Source organism: Pseudoalteromonas sp. McH1-42, assembly GCF_022347845.1.
Lineage (GTDB): Bacteria > Pseudomonadota > Gammaproteobacteria > Enterobacterales > Alteromonadaceae > Pseudoalteromonas > Pseudoalteromonas rubra_D.
Genome location: NZ_JAKRFU010000024.1, coordinates 24984 through 43208, shown reverse-complemented (window position 1 = coordinate 43208; position 18225 = coordinate 24984). Strand labels below are relative to the sequence as shown.

The 18225-nt window shown below is 49.6% G+C and carries 14 protein-coding genes; 7 read left to right on the top strand and 7 right to left on the bottom strand.

Features of this window, described 5'->3' with window-relative positions; all coding sequences use genetic code 11:
* Positions 1-68 precede the first annotated feature (68 nt).
* The gene (locus tag MHN31_RS19550) at positions 69-722 is read left to right on the top strand and encodes a response regulator transcription factor (RefSeq protein WP_138536096.1); all 654 of its coding nucleotides are present in this window, start codon (positions 69-71) and stop codon (positions 720-722) included.
* Between the two features lie 56 nt (positions 723-778).
* On the opposite strand, the gene purU is transcribed toward MHN31_RS19550, so the two are convergent.
* On the bottom strand, positions 779-1609 hold the full coding sequence (purU, locus tag MHN31_RS19545) for a formyltetrahydrofolate deformylase (protein ID WP_239445115.1): 831 nt from the start codon (positions 1607-1609) through the stop codon (positions 779-781).
* Between the two features lie 271 nt (positions 1610-1880).
* On the opposite strand from purU, the gene MHN31_RS19540 reads away from it, so the two are divergent.
* Both MHN31_RS19540 and MHN31_RS19535 read left to right on the top strand, forming a co-directional pair.
* A complete protein-coding gene (locus tag MHN31_RS19540; RefSeq protein ID WP_239445114.1) occupies positions 1881-5444 on the top strand; it encodes an amino acid adenylation domain-containing protein in 3564 nt (1187 codons plus the stop codon).
* A gap of 71 nt (positions 5445-5515) precedes the next feature.
* Positions 5516-6004, top strand: coding sequence for a DUF1579 domain-containing protein (locus MHN31_RS19535; protein WP_239445113.1), 489 nt, complete (start codon positions 5516-5518; stop codon positions 6002-6004).
* Between the two features lie 43 nt (positions 6005-6047).
* Here the strand turns inward: MHN31_RS19535 and folE2 are convergent, their stop codons facing one another.
* Together folE2 and MHN31_RS19525 are read right to left on the bottom strand one after the other, a co-directional pair.
* Entirely contained in the window at positions 6048-6941 is an 894-nt protein-coding gene (folE2, locus tag MHN31_RS19530; protein WP_239445112.1) for a GTP cyclohydrolase FolE2, read from the bottom strand.
* A gap of 16 nt (positions 6942-6957) precedes the next feature.
* Complete coding sequence (locus MHN31_RS19525) at positions 6958-8289, bottom strand: dihydroorotase (RefSeq protein WP_194866573.1); 1332 nt, start codon at positions 8287-8289, stop codon at positions 6958-6960.
* Between the two features lie 199 nt (positions 8290-8488).
* Between MHN31_RS19525 and MHN31_RS19520 the strand changes: the two genes are divergently transcribed.
* The 3 genes from MHN31_RS19520 (at position 8489) to MHN31_RS19510 (ending at position 12441) form a co-directional block, all read left to right on the top strand.
* Positions 8489-10642 carry a M3 family metallopeptidase gene (locus MHN31_RS19520; protein WP_239445111.1) on the top strand — a complete coding sequence of 718 codons (2154 nt, stop codon included), beginning with the start codon at positions 8489-8491 and terminating at the stop codon, positions 10640-10642.
* Between the two features lie 120 nt (positions 10643-10762).
* The gene (locus MHN31_RS19515; RefSeq protein ID WP_239445110.1) at positions 10763-11437 is read left to right on the top strand and encodes a DUF1826 domain-containing protein; all 675 of its coding nucleotides are present in this window, start codon (positions 10763-10765) and stop codon (positions 11435-11437) included.
* A 101-nt stretch (positions 11438-11538) separates the two neighbouring features.
* On the top strand, positions 11539-12441 hold the full coding sequence (locus tag MHN31_RS19510; RefSeq protein WP_239445109.1) for a GTP-binding protein: 903 nt from the start codon (positions 11539-11541) through the stop codon (positions 12439-12441).
* 26 nt (positions 12442-12467) lie between these two features.
* On the opposite strand, the gene MHN31_RS19505 is transcribed toward MHN31_RS19510, so the two are convergent.
* The 3 genes from MHN31_RS19505 to MHN31_RS19495 all read right to left on the bottom strand — a co-directional run bounded on the left by MHN31_RS19505 (position 12468) and on the right by MHN31_RS19495 (position 15006).
* Positions 12468-12857 (bottom strand): MerC domain-containing protein, encoded by a 390-nt coding sequence (locus MHN31_RS19505; RefSeq protein ID WP_058797198.1) that lies wholly within the window; start codon positions 12855-12857, stop codon positions 12468-12470.
* 154 nt (positions 12858-13011) lie between these two features.
* On the bottom strand, positions 13012-13383 hold the full coding sequence (locus MHN31_RS19500) for a hypothetical protein (RefSeq protein ID WP_239445108.1): 372 nt from the start codon (positions 13381-13383) through the stop codon (positions 13012-13014).
* Positions 13384-13506: 123 nt separating this feature from the next.
* Positions 13507-15006, bottom strand: coding sequence for a calcium-binding protein (locus MHN31_RS19495; protein ID WP_239445107.1), 1500 nt, complete (start codon positions 15004-15006; stop codon positions 13507-13509).
* A 222-nt stretch (positions 15007-15228) separates the two neighbouring features.
* On the opposite strand from MHN31_RS19495, the gene MHN31_RS19490 reads away from it, so the two are divergent.
* Positions 15229-16521 (top strand): FG-GAP repeat protein, encoded by a 1293-nt coding sequence (locus MHN31_RS19490; RefSeq protein ID WP_239445106.1) that lies wholly within the window; start codon positions 15229-15231, stop codon positions 16519-16521.
* Between the two features lie 115 nt (positions 16522-16636).
* Here MHN31_RS19490 and MHN31_RS19485 read toward each other — a convergent pair whose 3' ends face one another.
* The gene (locus tag MHN31_RS19485) at positions 16637-18193 is read right to left on the bottom strand and encodes an anti-phage dCTP deaminase (RefSeq protein ID WP_239445105.1); all 1557 of its coding nucleotides are present in this window, start codon (positions 18191-18193) and stop codon (positions 16637-16639) included.
* Positions 18194-18225: the final 32 nt, after the last annotated feature.

Below are 18225 nucleotides of genomic sequence, written 5' to 3'. Positions count from 1 at the left end.
AATTATGACAAAATATTGACCTACTATATCGGCTGTCGAAATGACAGCCGATTTTTTAGGAGCCAAGCATGAACCAGTTTTTAATTGCGGACGATCACCCTCTGTTTCGCGAAGCATTAAAGGGGGCACTGCAGAATCAGTTTGACGGGTTAGAGATTTTCGAATCTGAGAACTTTGAGCAAACCTTGCAACAATTATCCGAACAGGAAGAGCTGGATCTGCTGTTGTTGGATTTACATATGCCGGGCAATGGCGATTTATATGGCCTGATCCGGATCCGTGAAGATTACCCGAGTTTGCCTATCGTAGTGGTGTCGGGTAGTGAAGACCTGAATGTGATCTCTAAAGTGATGGGCTATGGTGCTATGGGCTTTATTCCCAAGGCGTCATCATCACAAGAAATTGTTGAAGCATTGAATCAGGTGCTCGAAGGGGATGTCTGGTTGCCTGCCAGCCTGAAAGATCAGATTGCCGAACTCGACGGCGAAGACAAGCAGCTGGCACAGCAAATTGCTTCTTTGACACCCCAGCAATACAAGGTTCTGCAATATCTGCACGAAGGTTTACTCAACAAGCAAATCGCTTATGAACTGAATATTTCAGAAGCGACGGTCAAGGCACATATTACCGCGATATTCCGTAAGCTGGGTGTCTATAATCGGACACAGGCGGTGTTAATTGCAGCTAAGTTGCAACTGGAACCGGTGGAAAGTACGAGTTAGCTGCGAGCCTGGAGCGTGTCAAACGCCAGCCCTGGAGGTTGGCGTTGTGTTGTGTGCTAGGCAAACACGACGGTTTTGTTGCCGTTGATAAACAGCTTATGTTCTGCTGCCAGCTGAATAGCCTTGCAAAATACCACTTTTTCAATATCCCGGCCCATTTTTGCCATGGCTTCTGCGCTATCTGCATGACTCACCTGGGTGACATCCTGCATAATGATTGGCCCCTCGTCCAGCTCATCATTAACGAAATGTGCAGTCGCACCAATGATTTTTACCCCTCGCTCAAAGGCCTGGTGATACGGCTTTGCGCCAATAAACGCAGGTAAGAAAGAGTGGTGAATATTAATGATTTGATTGCTAAAGCGCGCAACAAAATCGGGGCTGAGGACGCGCATATATTTAGCCAGACCGATAAAGTCGGGCTGATAGTGCTCAATGACTTTGGCCATGGCATCGTCATGTTGCTCCCGGGTCAGGCCGTGATGAGACACCAGATGAAAAGGCACGCCAAAGCCTTCCACCAGTGGCTTAAGCGTATCGTAGTTAGCGATCACCGCCTGGATTTCGACATTAAAGGCATTTTCGTACTGTTTCAGTAGCATACCACCCAGACAATGGGCTTCTTTGGTTGCGAGCAGGACTACTTTGGTTTTTTCATTACCGTGTAAATGCACCTGGGCACCGTCTGGGAGTGCACTACGAAGCTGTGGTAAAAATGCTTCACTGACTGTCCCGGTCAATTCTGTGCGCATAAAAAAGCGCTCGCCTGCGTTGTCAACAAACTCATTGTTGCGCACGATATTCAGATTATGCTCAAAGCACAGCCCGGTTACTTTGGCTATCAACCCCACATCATCTCGGCACTGGGTCGTTAAAACTATACTCATATCCTCATTCCCATACGTTTTTATGAATTCTTCACAATACCCCGTTGAACGTAAAAAACAAGCAGACAAAAGTCCGTACCCGGTCAGGGGGTTTACTGGCTTACTTGATTAAGTAAATGTTAATTTCTGTGTTGAATTTATGTGTATAAAAATGGCGCTTTTATAGTGCCTGTTGTCACATCAAACACCAATACTATCGTTAAGCTGCGTAAATCACTGCGCTTAAATTCGAAGAGTGACAAGGTTGACAATAACAATAAAGGAAATAGGTATGGACCATTTAACTGGCACTTCAGTCTCATCCGATCAGCACACACATCGGGAAAAAGAGCTGAGAGTGTGTGATACATCAAGCATCACGCATTCTATTGCCGCCACATTGACCGCCCTGGTACAGCGTAACCCAGAAAAAACCGCACTGATTGACGGGACGAAGGAGATTAGCTATCAGGTATTGTGGGGGCGTGCCGGGGCCATTGCGGCTAAGCTGGTGAGCCATGAAATAGAGCCCGGTGCATTAGTCGGTGTGTGTATGGAGCGCAGCTGGGAGCTGGTGGCTGCTTTACTCGGGGTGTTGAGAGCCGGGTGTGCTTATGTGCCGTTGGATCCGAGTTATCCGCGTACCCGAATTGACTATATGCTAGCACATAGTAAGGCTGCTGCAGTTATCGTCGATAGCAACACGTCGGCTGAATTATGCCAGAGTATGCCTGGACAAATTTCGCTGGCTGATATCGGCGATGAGTTGCCTTCCTGTTCACCCCCTGAGCTGGACCCGCAGGCCCTCGCTTATGTGATTTATACCTCAGGGTCGACCGGAGAGCCCAAAGGTGTGGCTGTCACGCAAAGTAACGTGCTTGCCATGACTCAGGCTATGGGGGCACTATTAAACGAAGAGGAGCTGAACGGAGTTTTGGCTGCTACCTCAGTGTGCTTCGACCCCTCAGTGATGGAGATCACAGGCACCTTATTGCTGGGGGGGACCGTGATCCTGGCGAAAAATATTTTGGCACTGCCAGATTTACCGAGTGCTGGTCGGGTTCGAACCTGCATCGGTGTGCCCTCAGCCCTGCGGGCCTTGCTCAGTGGCTATACCTTACCAGACACACTGCGATGCTTAATTTTTGGTGGTGAAGTACTTAAACCCGCATTGGTAAAACAAGTCTATGCGCAGCAGCCTACTCTGCGTGTTATCAATGTTTATGGGCCAACAGAAGACACGGTATTTTCAACGGCCGTCCAACTACACCCAGACATGGCAGAAATCACCATTGGCCAGCCTGTGGCAAATACCCGTGCTTATGTGCTTGATGAGGCGTTGCAGCCTGTTTCCAAAGGTGAAGCGGGTGAGCTGTATCTGGCGGGGGACAAGCTGGCTGCGGGTTATCTGTTTGATGACTCGCGCACAGCCACGCGTTTTATCACGCCATCTCCGGATAGTGGCATAGCAGAGCCGCGCTTATACAAAACCGGCGATGTGTGTCAGTGGACGGATAGCAAAGAGTTGCGCTTTATCTCCCGTGTCGATCAGCAGGTCAAAATTCGCGGCTTTCGCATTGAGCTGGAGGAAATCGAAGCGGTTCTGAACACTATGCCGGGTATTGCCGCCGCCGCTGTGAATGTGTTGCAGCAGGGACATGTGCAGGCCAGGTTACAGGCTTGTATTGTGCGCCAGGAGGGAGAAACTTTAAGTCCAGATGTGATTTTAACTTTCGTGGCACGGCATTTGCCAAAACACATGGTGCCCCACAGCGTATGTTTTCTGGCGGCTTTGCCGTACCTACCTAACGGTAAGTTAGATCGCAACAGCTTACCTGAGCTGTCGGCAGAGCCAGAGCCACGGCGATCCGCCAGAGTTGCCGACTCGGAGCAGGCACTGATTGCTGTGATCTGTGACGAGTTAAGTACTCTGTTGGGCCACAGCGCTCATGCTGTGCAATCGCAGACTTTTGAGCAGGCGGGTCTGGATTCACTAACCTCGCTGGAGCTGAGCAACCGTCTGAGCAATCTGCTTGAATTGCGCTGCCCGGTGCAGGCCATTTATCAATTCAATACGCCTCAGCGTCTGGCTCAGCACCTGAAGGCGTCAAATGGTTGTGAGGAATTACAGTCTCAGCAACCATTGCGTGACACTTTGGCTGACTTGCAATTTCAATTGCGCGCCAGCCATCCGACGTTTGCTGTGGCCAAGGCGCCGTCCTGGTCGGCTAGCGATAAAAGTAATGTGGTACAGGCAGCCACGCAACTGGTCAACAAACGTCGAGCTAACCCCTACAGCAAAGTGCTGCGCTCAGGAAGTGGCACCCGTGGTACGGTCGCAGATGCACATCATAGCGATGCACGCGAGGCGATTATCTGGACTACGAATTTATACCTTGGCTTGAACCGGGATACAGAGGTAGTCGATGCCGCATGTCAGGCCGTCACTGAGTTTGGCACCGGCATGGGCACTTCGGCGGCTGCGTCCGGGTTAACTGATCTGCATTTGGCGTTTGAACAACAATTTGCTGCGCTGGTGGGCAAATCTGCCGCTTGTTTATTTCCCACCGGGTATACCGCCAATGTTGGGGCGGTAGCGGGCTTACTGGACGAAAACGATGTGGTGGTGATCGATCAACTTTGTCATGCCTCGATTGTTGATGGTGCACGCTTGTGTGGTGCCAAAGTGCGCACCTTTAAGCACAACGATGTGGATGATCTGGCCTGTGTGCTGGAGAGCGAAACTTCTCCCTATCGCACTGTGTTAGTGATTATCGAGGGCGTGTACAGCATGGGGGAAGGCGCGGCACCTGTGGCAGAAATTGTACGCACCGCTAAGCGTTATCAGGCTTTAATACTGGTTGATGAAGCCCATTCCTTTGGGTTTTACGGGAAGCATGGCGCGGGGATCTGTGCGGCACAGGGGGTCAGCGAAGAGGTTGACTTCATCATGACCACACTGAGTAAGTCATTGGGCAGTCTGGGCGGTGTCGTGGCCGCCCGAGCTGAGTATGTTGATTTACTCAAGGCGTCTGCCAGAGCCTATATCTTTCAGGCTTCTGTAAGCCCGGCTGACATTGCAGCGGCACTCACTGCACTGCAGCGCATCAGCCAGGATGATTCGCTGCGTGAACGGCTATGGGAGAATGCCCGCTACATGCGAGCTCAATTCAGTGCCGCCGGCTTTGATTTAGGCAGTGGAGACGGGCCGATTGTTACGCCGCATTTTGCTGATAAAGACAAGCTGTATGCGATTGTACAGCGCTTGTATGAAAAAGGTATTCAGGCCTCAGCGGTGACTTATCCGATTGTTGAAACGGGGCGTGGCCGCTTAAGGTTTATCTGCTCTGCGGCACATACTAAACAAGATGTGGATGTCACACTGGTGGCGCTGCGCGAAGCCGTGCAGGAGGTAGAGGCGGTATTTGCCAGCGCTGCGGCTGTACAACCAAAACCCTGGTTCGAAACAACGCGACTGAATGACTGGTGGTGCTCCTTTGCCGCTTACCTGGAAAAGTGGCGAGAAACGCAGTCAGGCAAAGTCCCTGAGTTACAACTTGAATTGAGCACGCCAGACAGCAGGTATACTTTGACTTTGTCGCAAGATGCCGTGACGACGAATGAGGCGACAAAGGCTGGGTTATCGGTGTGCCGCATACATTGCCTTAATAGCAATGCGCTGGCTGCATTGACGCGTTTGGATGTGCGGATGCTACTGCAAAGTTTGTGTGACGGGGAATGTGAGTTAAGCGGCCAAAGCGAGGTGTTTATTTGGTTTATGAGTCGTTTACTGACCTCGTCTACCGGGCTAAAACCGACTCATACCTCGTCTGAAAATGTCGAGATTTCGTCGTAAAAGTACTGTTTACTTATACAGTCCAAGTGCTAGAGTAACGCTCGATAATGATAATAAAACAAGGGATTATTATGCTTGAAAGCAATGCACCTGGCGCACCTGGAGATTTCGATTTTATGGTTGGCCAGTGGTCAGTTCAGCACCGCCGTTTAAAAGACATACTGAATGGAGGAGATGAGTGGATTGAGTTTAAAGGGGAGTCATCAACACTCAATACACTCGGCGGATTTGGCAATGTAGAAGATAACCACCTGCATTTTCCAGAGGGATCTGTCAGAGCCAAGGCAATCCGTTCATTCAATGCAAGCACCGGCCTGTGGTCTATCTGGTGGCTGGATGGGCGTAATCCTGGCATGCTGGATACACCGGTGGTGGGCGCGTTCACCGATGGCATAGGGCGTTTTTATGCCGACGAGGAGTATCATGGTCAGGCCATCAAGGTATGCTTTATTTGGGATGCCACGAACCCGGAACAACCAACCTGGGCACAGGCATTTTCTAAAGATGGTGGTGAGCATTGGGAAACCAACTGGGAAATGACGTTTACCCGCATCCAGTAGCGATAAGCACCCACGTAATTAGTTACGTGGGTGTGCTAGTGCCTTAAGATTTACGGTCGTAAACCACAGCATTGTGTGCATGCAGGCTTTCCTGGTGCTCAACTTTAAACTGGTAGTCTGTGACTTCTGTGATTGATTCCAGTGTTGCTTTAATACGCCGTGCGGCGTCTTCACAAAACATCAAGTTTTTCGCATTCTGTGCAGCAAACGCCTGCTCATCTTCGCGCTTAACCGCCGTTTGAACTGGCGTTGCCAGTGTTTCTTCAAACAGCGCAAGCCAGTGCGCCAGATCGGGTAAGTGACCGCCAGCGAGATCGGCTTCAATGTAGGCAAAAGAGCGTTGACTGTGTGGAGTGGCGACCGACCCCTGTGGCCCTTTGAGCCATGCCAGTAACTGCGCTTTGTCTATGTTGTCCTGATCGGCAAACTGTTGCTCGACCGTGTCGCTCAGTAACTGGCGAGACAAAGCCGCTGAACAAGGGCAGGTACTGCTGTAGGTAAGGGTACTGATAAGTTTGCAGTGGGTTTTGCCGTCAAGGTGCTCACAGTGCAATTCTATCGGATAGGCATTGTAGCCGCTGTAGCTGCTTTTCAAAGCTGGTCTGTTCAGTGGCAGCTCAAACTTCAACACCAACTTGGCAGACTGACTGAGGCCCTGCTGAGACGCCACTATCCCTTTGAGTACTTTGTCCAGCTGTGCGAACGTGAGTTCAGTCCCTACTAATGCTTCGTTGGCAAGCAGGTAAAGGCGTGACATATGAATGCCTTTTGCGCCAGTGTCCAGGCTGACAAAAACGTCCATCAGAGTGTTAATGTTGACGCTGGTCTGATCGCAGCGCACCTGCATGGGTAGTGCGATTTTTTCCATCCCAACCCACTTCAACGGGCTCTGGCTGTCTGGCTCAAAATGGGTCGCAATATCGGGGAGTTGCATCATTATTTATGAGTCTCACTTAACGGTTAAAACGTAACGCCTGCGCGGCATTGTGCTCGGTATTGACCTTGTCACCATCAAACACCATTGCACCATTAACAAAGGTCGCACGGATCTGATGTGAGAAAGTGGTGTTATGAAACGGACTCCACTTACACAGGTAACGGGTTTGTTCGTGTTGTACGTGAGTTGCGTGATTTGGATCAACCAGCACCAGATCGGCAAAATACCCTTCTCTGAGGAAACCCCGTTTATCGATGGCAAAGCGGGTCGCGACGTTATGTGCTGTTTTCTCCACCACCTGCTCAAGCGTCATTGCACCACGTTTAACCTGCTCCATCAGGGTCAGTAAGGCATGTTCAACCAGTGGCAGACCTGCCGGGGCTTGCGGATAGGGCACGTTTTTCTCTTGCCAGGTATGCGGGGCGTGATCGGTGGCAATGATATCAATGCGGCCGTCATGCAGGGCCTTTAACAGCGCGAGCCGGTCCGATTCAGCTTTTATGGCCGGGTTACATTTGATGAGGTTGCCCAGGGCCGGATAATCTTGTTCGTTAAACCATAAATGATGAACACAGGCCTCGGCTGTGATGTGCTTTTCTGCCAAAGGTGCCGTGCTGAATAAGTTCAGCTCTTTTGCCGTGGTTAAGTGCAGGACGTGTAGCTGGGTACGGTATTTTTTTGCAAGCGCAACGGCATAAGAAGACGACTGATAGCAGGCTTCATCATCACGGATCATTGGGTGGTGGATGATTTGCGGTGTGCCATATTGCTGCTCAATGCGTGCATTATTTTGCTGGATCACCGAACCTTGTTCACAGTGTGTGGCGATAAGGGTGGGGCATTCTCTGAAAATTGCGTCCAGGGCTGCGGGGTGCTCCACCAGTAAATCGCCAGTAGATGCGCCCATAAATACTTTTACACCACATACCTGGCGTGGATCAACGGCTTTGATCTCATCTAAATTATCAGGCGTGGCGCCGAGGTAAAATGCATAGTTTGCAACGGAATCTCGTTGTGCAATAGCCTGTTTGTCTGCCAGTGCTTGTCGGGTGGTGGTGGAAGGGGAAACATTGGGCATTTCCATAAAACTGGTGATCCCGCCGGCTGCGGCTGCGGCCGATTCACTGGCTATTGAGCCTTTGTGGGTCAGGCCGGGCTCTCTAAAGTGTACTTGATCATCTATCATGCCGGGCATCAGCCACATGCCCTGGGCATCGATGACTGTTTCATTGGGCTTGGCCGATAAATCCGGGCCAATTTCGGCAATGTACTGGTTTTCAATTCTGAGATCAGAAACGTAAAGCTTACCTTCATTCACTAAGGTGGCGTGTTTAATTAAGCGTGCCATTGGTATCCTGATTAATTGTAAGAGATAAACAAAACTAAAGGCCGTTTCTATGGGCCACGACGCAGGCCCAATCAACATTGCGCGTGCTTTTCTTTGCGTACCCAACTCACATATGGGTCTGTTTAGCGCAACAAAGATTGTTGATTGTTTTGTTATATTATAACATACCCGTTCTATTTTACAGATGAGAGAATCGACGATGAAAAAGTTACTTGCACTGGCAGTGAGTTCTGCCTTACTTGTGACGGCCTGCACGGGCGGGGATCGTACGTCAGGCTTGCAAAAAACGGCGGCGTCTGCGACGGTAACTGAGGGCAATCCATTACTGGTAGCAAGCACCTTGCAATATCAATCACCCGACTTTAACCGCATTGATGACGCACACTTTATGCCGGCCTTTGAGCAAGGCATGGCTGAGCAAATGGCCGAAGTGAATGCCATCATTAGCCAGACAGACTCTGCCAGTTTTAGTAATACCATTGTTGCATTAGAGCGAAGTGGTGAGTTACTAAAGCGCACGCAGGACGTGTTTTTCAACTTATCAGGTACCGACTCAAACGCGAAGCGTCGTGAGATCCAGTCTGAAATGGCACCTAAGCTGGCGGGCCACTACGATAATATTTATCTGAACAAAGCACTTTATAAGCGAGTGGCAGAGGTGTACGGCCAGCTCAATGCGCTTAACCTGAGTGCAGAAGAAAAGCGCCTGACTGAAGTCTATTATAAAAATTTTGTCAGAGCGGGCGCCAAGCTGACTGAGTCGCAACAAAAAGAGATCCGTGAAATTAACGCGGCTTTGTCTTCACTGACGACGCAGTTCTCACAGCACTTACTGGCCATGTCAAAGAGCAACGTGGTGTTGGTTAAAGACAAAGCAAAACTGGCTGGCCTGACAGACGCATATATCACGCAGCTGGCACAAGCGGCTGAACAAGCCGGGCATCCGGGTCAGTACTTGATCAAAATTACCAATACCACGCGCCAGCCTATTTTGGCTAAGCTGAAAGACCGTCAGTTGCGTGAGCAAGTATGGCGTGCTTCTGCTGAACGCGGCTTAGCTGGTGAGAATAACAACCGTGAAATTGTTGCACAACTGGCACAGCTGAGAGCGAAAAAGGCTGCTTTACTGGGCTATCAGAGTTGGGCTCACTATGGTCTGGATGCACAAATGGCTAAAACACCCACTGCGGTGTACGACATGTTTGCCAGCATGGTACCAGCTTTGCTGAAAAACGTTGAAGCGGAAGCGCAGGCCATCAAAGACAAAATTCGCGCAACGGGTGGCGACTTTGAACTGGCTGCCTGGGACTGGTTGTACTATGCCGATCTGGTCCGTCAGGATAAGTTCGACCTGGATGAATCTGAGGTGAAAGCTTATTTTGAGTTTGATCGGGTTCTGGAAGACGGCTTGTTCTTCACTATGGAGCGCCTGTATGGCGTGACCTTTAAGCCACGCACCGATATTCCGGTCTATCACCCGGATGTGAAAGCCTATGAAGTGTTTGACGCGGACGGTACCAGCCTGGCTATTTTTATGGCCGACTACTTTGCCCGTGAAGGTAAGCGCGGTGGTGCCTGGATGAGTTCGTTTGTGAAGCAATCAGGCCTTGACCAGAAGCGCCCGGTGGTGGTGAATGTGATGAACATTGAGAAAGCCCCTGAAGGTCAGCCGACCCTGCTGAGCTATTCTGAAACCACCACTATGTTCCACGAACTGGGTCACGGCCTGCACGGTATGTTGTCTCAGGTTAAATATCCGACGCTGTCGGGGACGTCTGTGTCTCGTGACTTTGTTGAATTCCCGTCAACTTTCGAAGAAGACTGGGCTATCCACCCGGAAGTCATTAAGAACTACGCTAAGCATTATCAAACCGGAGCAGCTATTCCGAAGGCATTGCTAGAAAAGGTCATTGCCAGCCGCAGTTTCAATATGGGTTTTGACACGCTGGAATATGTGGCGGCTGCGTTGCTGGATATGGAGTGGCATGCACTGGCAGCTAATGCGCCGTTGCAGGATCTGGTTGAATTCGAGCAAGCTGCATTGAGCAAGCATGGCGTGAACATCGACTATGTACCACCCAGATACAAATCGGCTTATTTTGCGCACTCAATGGGTGGCGGCTATTCAGCGGGTTACTATGCCTACATGTGGAGTGAGATCCTCGCGGCGGATGCCTTTGCTTATGTACAGTCTCAGGGCGGGCTAAACCGCAAGATTGGTACGCACTATCGTAAGAACATTCTCGAAGTGGGTAACTCTCGTGACCTGATGGAGTCTTATAAAGCGTTCCGTGGTGCAGAGCCAACCACCGAAGCGCTGCTTAAGCGACGCGGACTCAATGTTGCACCATAAAACCCGCAATTGAAGGGCTGCCTGCGGGCAGTCCTTACTCTGTTTGAAATTCTCTGATATGTTATACTGTATCCTTTGTTGTGAATGTCGCACAACTCGGTTCAGATGTAGGAGAAGACCATGACCCGTGCTTTAGCCACCAATGACAATTCAATGATCCCTGCCAATCGGTATGCTGCCATATCCCCTGAGCCGAACGTTCTGACGGATATCTATCGCGAAGATATTAACCTGAGTGTCTGGCAATGCACGCTGACTCAGGCGCTTAATTCAGAAGTGACGAATTTACTCAGCAATACCAGTGAGTTGCAGCTGTCGATTGCGGCGACTCCCGAGCAAACGATAGGTGAATTACACGCCGCCTCGGCGTTGCTTGTTGATAAGCCTGCGCTGACTGAGCACCTGGCGATGCTGGTGGATATGTTTTGTACTTTGTTTGAGTTAAAGCGCGCCGGGCTCAGGCTCACGATACTCAATAAAGCCATGTGTCCTAAGTTTCATGTCGATCACATACCTTGCCGGCTGGTCAGTACGCTGGGCGGTGTGGCCTCTCAGTGGCTGCCTCACGACACAGTCGATCGCAGCAAACTTGGTGCCGGTAGCAAAGGTAAAAAGGACCAGGAATCCGGAATCTATACATCTGAATCCGACATTCAGCAACTCAATACAGGTGATGTTGCGCTATTGAAAGGATCTGGCTGGCTTGGCAATGAAGAGGGCGCCCTGGTGCACCGTTCACCTGCCCCCGCAGCGGGAGAAGCGCGCTTGTTGCTCACGCTGGATTTTATTGACTGAGTGGTAAAGTCACAGTGTGTTACTATTTGACTGCACTGGATTATCGTCAGATGACTATCAGGTCATGAGTGTTTGTAAGTTGGCAGGAGAGCAATGTAAGTATGGAACCAATCCTTGTACTGGTTGGCTTTTTGGGTGCGGGTAAAACCACGCTGTTAAAACGTCTGCTGCTTGAGGCTCAGCAAGCCGACTGGGACCCGTATGTGATCCTGAATGATTATGAACATGCCGAGCTGGATGCCAGACAACTGGCCGAACAGCTCAGTGAAGGGGCGTTAAAACCGCTCGACGGCAGCTGTATTTGTTGCAGCGGCATCACGGCGCTGCGCGACAGCATTAATCGTATTCCACAGCGCAAGCGAGGGATCACCTTGATTGAAGCGAATGGCACATCCGATGCCTGTCGTTTAATGGGGTTTCTTGGGGTGGGGCTGGACGAACGCTTCAAGCCCCCGGTACAGATCGCGGTGGTCGATGTCAAAAACTGGCAGTGCCGAGGTGAGCACAATGCGCTGGAAGCCAATCAGGTGCAGGTCTCTTCGCTCATTGTGCTCACACATACCACCGGCTTATCCGACGCGCGCATACAGAGTGTTAAGGATGAACTTCATCAGGTGAACCCAAACGCGACAATTCAGGGCGTCAATGAGCTTGCGCTTTGGCAGCTGCCGGAGCTATCACCTGTGTCGGGTAATGTCGATGCATTCGAGCATCAAAAATCACACTGGGCGTCCTGCTCTGTGGCGTTACCTGCTTTACCTGAGGAAACCTGTATTGAGGCTTTGTGTGCGCGAATACCCGAGAGCATTTTGCGCGTGAAAGGCTGTACTCGTATTGGCACAAGTTCTGATTATACTTACTTTGAGCGATGTCCGGATGGCGCTGTGTCGATACGGCCATTCAAGGGAGAGCCGGTTACAGGGAGTAAATTGCTGGTCGTTGGACCGGGTAGTGACCCAGGCAAATTGAATAAGCTTGTTTCACAGGTCTTGGCCGCACATTGATTGTAAAGGCGGCCGTGCAGGGTGGATTAGTGGCAACGCCCGGTCTGACACAGATTAAAGTTTTTATAGTGGCTGATCACCAGCAACACGCTGCCCAAAATGGTCAACAGCTTTTCCCCTTCCTCTGCCATTAAGTCATGGGCAAAAAATGCGGCGAAGAATAACACGCCGATGCCGGCGGTGCCGTAGCCCAAAATACGCCACTGGTTGTGCTTTTTACACCCCAGAAATAATGCGCTGCTGCTGGTCACCAGCACACCAACAAGTAACCAGCGATGAAATGCCTCATCTGAAAAGAAGGTCGCACCGAACGCTGGCAGCAGGGCAACCAGCAGGGGCACAAACAAGCAATGAACGACGCACATCGCAGACAAGCCGATGGCGTATTTGTCTAACCTTTCAGACAGGTTTCTCATGGATTCCTCACCTTGATGATTAACGCAAGCGCTTGCACAGGCTGATCATACGAGCTGCTGAGCGCCTTGAATAAACTGTTATATTATATCATTTGTGGGGTGTTGAATAGCTTGGCGGAGATGAAAGCACCACGGGAGTCGGGGCTGAGGCCTGCTACATCGCGGTCACAGCAAGCAACACACTCACCACAGCAAATAATATCCATGACCAGTGCTTTCCCTTTGATAGACCCAAAGCCAGCAAACTATGTAGCGCAAATGTCAGCGCGGTGATGTGCAGCAGCGTAGCCGGGGTGGATCCAGGTGATGCCAGCGCAATCAACAGTGCGGCAAACCCCAGCCAGGCAATGGAAGTCAGGTGCCAGGCAAAACGCAGCGTTCGGATGGTAAAATCGCTACTGCCAAACAGTTTGGGCAGATTATCCCGCTTAAACAGCCGCATCAGAATAAAGCGCTCACCGAGGTAAGAATGCGCCAGCGAAACTAAAATGAGCAATGTGGCGGCAAGGTAAAGCAGTACAGTCATAATAACATCCAGGTGTCGTCAGAGGGGAAAGTGACTCTATTTGTACCTTAATAGCTCTGTTGTGACTAGAGGTGCGTAATGTGATCATGTCCCTAACATCCTTGTTAGAGCGTGTGATACGAGTTAATTACAGCTGATTGTGTCACCACTGCTGTTATAACAAGTCTCAACCTGTTGGATAACGTGTCGGCAATTATAGGCGACGTTGTTTTCCATACAGTTAAAGTAAGTGCCATAAATGGCGGAACCGCTGACATTGTAATCAACCCGCCATTCATAGTAGGAATATGGCAGAGTCGATTGGTCGCTCAGCCAGCGTGTAAATACGGCACTGGATACAATGTCGTATAACGGAGTCGGGCGGACACCCAGGCTACGCCAGCCATTGTTATAGCCGGAATACTCACCGGACATTTCAACTACCGCGTTGGCCGCCTCGTAATACGGGTTATTGAAGTTACTTCTGTTATCCACCTTAGACAACAGACCCTGGTAGTCTTTGACCCAGGTAGTGCCTTCACAGCTATTCAGAAATACCATGCCCTTGTCATCGCCTTTACCACAGGTGCCCTGAGGTGCAGCGTCGGCACTCCAGATGAAGTCGGCACTTTTTCCGCCATGAATTTTTGCTTCATAGCCACTTGAAGAAGTGATGATCACATCATTGTCTTTACCGCCTTCCTGGTTGGAGTTTTCGCCATTGGTAAAGAGGATATCGTCACCATTGTTACCCCAGGCTTTGTGCCAGCGCAGGTTGTTTGGATTACCATCGCCATTTTCGAACAAGGCATCGTTGCCATTGCCGCCATGTAAGCGATCTTCGCGGCCGCCATTGCCGGTCAGGTAGTCATTGCCATCTTCGCCATACAGGGTGTCATGACCGTTGTCGCCGCTGAGTACATCATGACCCGCGCCGCCGTATAGTTTATCGTTGCCATCACGATTGCTGTTGCAGTTACTCTGCGCATAAATATAGCCGTTGTTGGCATTGGCCAGACGACAGCCACCGCCCAGATAGTCGTTGTCATTGCCTCCGTAAAGTACATCGGTACCCTGACCACCCATCAGCAAGTCGCCGCCATCATCGCCCCATAAGGTGTCGTCATTGTAGTCACCAAACAACTTGTCATGGTGGTTGCCGCCTTTGAGCTGATCATTCCCCCAGCCGCCGTGCAGTGTGTCGCTGCCATCTTCACCGAACAGCTGGTCATTACCACTGTTGCCCTTTAGGGTGTCGTTGCCCCGGCCACCGTAGAGCCGATCGTTCTGATTACCTGAGATCAGGGTGTCGTTACCATATTGTCCGTACAGGGTTTGTGATACCGAAATGCTGCTGGCATTGAACGAATCGGCCCCATTGCCTAGACGCGCTTCAAGCGCACTGATCTGGCTCATAAAGAAGGTTTCACAGCTACTGTTGCTACCCACTTTACGGGTCACGGTCAGGGTATCGCCTGATTTACTGAGGGTGAACTGTTCGCTGTGGCGTGAGCCCTTAACTTTCAGTGTTTCGCCGTCCAGGTAAGCTGAAGCGCCGCCCGCAAGCCCGTTACAGGCTGCCATTGCCTGCCCAGAGGTGCCCAGCGCAACCGCCAGGCAGAGCGCATTTAACTTGGTGTTCATTAGGAAATCCTTAGGTTTTTTGTTTTGGATAGTTCCGATGATAGGGTAGCGAAGAAGTTTGTGCGGATTATGGAGTGTCGATGCTGGCCTGAGATATGGATTGTACGCAAAACTACCTTGCTATCAGCCAAACTCGTTGTTTGCAAAGGTCAGACTATTGAAAAATAATCAAAAATCAGACAAGTTATACAGGAGCAACTGGAAATAAAAAGGAAGGAACGAGTGAAATTACAATCAACCATGAAGTATAGCCTGTGTGCCATGCTAACAGCACTGGCTGGTTATAGCTTTGCGGCGCCAGACAGATTACTTGCCAATGATGGCAAGGCGGAAGACTATTTTGGCTATGGTGCAGCGATTGACGGCAACACGGTTGTGGTGGGCGCGCACAAAGCGGACATCAATGGGGTTGAAGACGGTGGCGTGGGCTATGTCTACGTATTAGGGGAGAAGGGCTGGCAGCAACAAGCTAAGCTGGTTGCAAAGCCACTGTCTGCCGATGACACCCTGGGTGGTAAGGTGGTCTTAAAGAACGACATTGCCATGCTCGGCGGTATGAGACGAGATGACAAAGGCAAAGACGCTGGTGCGGTGGTGGCCTTTGCAAGTAAAGCGGACACATGGACACAAACTGAGATTTTCACCGCGCCAGATGCCAAACCGGGTGATGCCTTTGGTCAGAGTGTGGCATTTACCGACAAAGTGCTGGTGATCGGTGCCCCACGTAATGATGCAAAGGCGAACGATGCCGGTGCTGCGTATATTTATACCCGCTCTGGTGATACCTGGCGCTATCAGAGCAAAATTATGGCCAGTGATGGCGCGGCAGGCGATCTGTTTGGCATCGACGTCGCGGTTGATGGCAATACCATAGTCGTTGGCGCTGACTTGCATGACAAAACGGCAGAAAACGCCGGAGCCGTATACATTTACGTGCAAGACGGGGAGCAATGGCATCAGCAGGCCAAGTTGATGGCTTCCGATGGTGGTGACACAGATATCTTTGGCGTCAGGGTCGCAATTTCAGGAGATACGGCGCTGATTTCTGCGAGGCGGGATGACGTAGAGGGTCTGGGCGTGGATGCCGGCTCTGCCTATATTTTTGAGCGCAACGGCACACGCTGGACCGAGGCGCAGAAATTGACTTCTCCTGATGGTGCAGCTGATGATCGCTTTGGCCGCGGTGTGGCACTCAGTGGTGACACGGCGATTATCAGTGCGATGAACCATGACGAACAAGGCAAAGACACCGGTGCGCTATATGTTTATAAAAAGCGCGCTGATGGCTGGCACTATTCATCCAAAGTGGTCGCTAAAAATGCGCAGCCAGGCGATCAACTTGGCTGGAATGTCGGCCTCTCCGACGGTAAGGCGGTGATAGCCACCCCACATCATGACGCCAATGGTAAAGAGTCCGGTGCGGTCTACGTACAGGATCTGAATCAGTACAGCGCATTTCATATTGAAAGTCGCATAAGTGAAGCAAATAAAGGTCAAAAGGTGACTTCGCAGTAGGATTTTGTTAGCTCCGCTTATGTAGGAGCTAACGTTAGTGTATTTGAGTTGAGTCGGGGAGCTAGATCAAACGTCAATTAAGTACTGATTTAGTACTGTTGGTATTTGAAATTTACTAATCGTCAGGCGAGTATGAGTCTTCGCCAACTGATTTGTTTGCGAAGTCAGCTACTTTAACCTCATAGTCAACATAGCAGTCTAATTGGTGGGGATCGACCTGTTTAGAAGTAGGCAATTCGTAGCTAATAATATCTCCCCTGCTATTTTTTCGGTCACTTTTTTGCATAAAAAATTCAGCGTACCTATTTGGAGATACCCCTTCGAAATTTTTTAGTACAAGTTTATCTTTTGCTTGGTTATCTTCTTGTTGGCAGATCGCGTCATTGTGCAAGTCTAGAGCTAAGCTTTTCTCGTATGGCTCAATATACACGACGTTTTTAATACCTGCTGCGACGATGTGTCTGGCGCAGTTGTGGCACGGAAATGTTGTACAATATAAGGTCTTATCTACAGTACTTGAACCACTCGTACGAGCAAGAGAAATTATAGCGTCCATTTCCGCATGTATGGCTCTTGAATATTCGATGAGTGATTTTGCTTTTGAGTTATTAAAGATCGTGCTTGCAACTTTTTCTGCTTCTGCAACTCCCTCTTCTGAAAGTATTTTCTCAATTTGGCCCTTTAACTGCAATTTATGTTTGTCGTTTTGGCAACCGGATTTGTTATAACAACGTTGATCTTTCTTTGCTTCACTATCATATAACCCACCACCGAATTTAGGGACATCGTTACAGCCGGTAGAAATGATCTTCCCGTACTCATCCATTATTGCAGCCCCTACTTGTCGTGATAAGCAGGCGGATGCTAACGATGCGGAGTGAGCTGAGTACATTCCTCTTTCATCTTTAGTTGGTGTGTAGTTGCCCACACCGTGTATAAGATTAATGAACCTTGTGATAGATTTTTTTAATTCTGAGGTATCGTCGAGATTTCTGATAAAGTAATCTGACATTTGAATTGCTTTTTCGACATGCTGCCCAAATTTGTCATTACTACTTCTGTCCCTCTCTATAAGCTTCTCTGCATCTCCTCTGTCTGTAATACCTTCATCTTTAAGGTTCTGGAGCCTTTGGTTTTTTGTTCTTAAAAGTCCAACAAGATAAAAGTTCTTTCTATAGACTTCTTGAAAGAGGGCGACTTCGTCGTGGTGTTTAATTTGATCAATAACGTAAGCAATTTTTTTGGTAACTTTTATAGCAGTACCACTATTCTTTCCATCACCAAAAATTGCATTGCGAATTAAATGAACTCGACGTATTCCCATTTCTGCAACTATCGTGTTTGAATGCTCTTGTCGTAGCTCGTCTCCGAGGTTTTGAAGATTGTTGTAGCGCTGGAATCCAGTTAGGCTTAATATAGATTTAGGGTCTTTTTGAGTTTGTGCAATAAGTTTGCTCAACCTGATGTGTTCAACATGATAGTTGGCAGACTTCAGTTCAGTAATTACTGCATCTTTGAGTCGTTTAACTCCTGCACCTACAGCACCACAAAGTCCAATGACTAGCTCCTGAGAATGTCGAGAGCGAATAGCTTCAAGTGAGTTCTTGTAACTGTTTTTTAATTCTGAAGAAGTGTGTAATGGAGGTAAATTCTTAACTGATTCTGCTGACATCATATATCCCTGAGAGTAATTCACTTAGAAAT

Coding starts and splice junctions, on each gene's coding strand:
- MHN31_RS19495 (WP_239445107.1), bottom strand. CDS start 15,006: ATGAACACCAAGTTAAATGCGCTCTGCCTGGCGGTTGCGCTGGGCACC.
- MHN31_RS19550 (WP_138536096.1), top strand. CDS start 69: ATGAACCAGTTTTTAATTGCGGACGATCACCCTCTGTTTCGCGAAGCA.
- MHN31_RS19510 (WP_239445109.1), top strand. CDS start 11,539: ATGGAACCAATCCTTGTACTGGTTGGCTTTTTGGGTGCGGGTAAAACC.
- folE2 (WP_239445112.1), bottom strand. CDS start 6,941: ATGATGCAACTCCCCGATATTGCGACCCATTTTGAGCCAGACAGCCAG.
- MHN31_RS19505 (WP_058797198.1), bottom strand. CDS start 12,857: ATGAGAAACCTGTCTGAAAGGTTAGACAAATACGCCATCGGCTTGTCT.
- MHN31_RS19525 (WP_194866573.1), bottom strand. CDS start 8,289: ATGGCACGCTTAATTAAACACGCCACCTTAGTGAATGAAGGTAAGCTT.
- MHN31_RS19485 (WP_239445105.1), bottom strand. CDS start 18,193: ATGTCAGCAGAATCAGTTAAGAATTTACCTCCATTACACACTTCTTCA.
- MHN31_RS19515 (WP_239445110.1), top strand. CDS start 10,763: ATGACCCGTGCTTTAGCCACCAATGACAATTCAATGATCCCTGCCAAT.
- MHN31_RS19520 (WP_239445111.1), top strand. CDS start 8,489: ATGAAAAAGTTACTTGCACTGGCAGTGAGTTCTGCCTTACTTGTGACG.
- MHN31_RS19535 (WP_239445113.1), top strand. CDS start 5,516: ATGCTTGAAAGCAATGCACCTGGCGCACCTGGAGATTTCGATTTTATG.
- MHN31_RS19540 (WP_239445114.1), top strand. CDS start 1,881: ATGGACCATTTAACTGGCACTTCAGTCTCATCCGATCAGCACACACAT.
- purU (WP_239445115.1), bottom strand. CDS start 1,609: ATGAGTATAGTTTTAACGACCCAGTGCCGAGATGATGTGGGGTTGATA.
- MHN31_RS19500 (WP_239445108.1), bottom strand. CDS start 13,383: ATGACTGTACTGCTTTACCTTGCCGCCACATTGCTCATTTTAGTTTCG.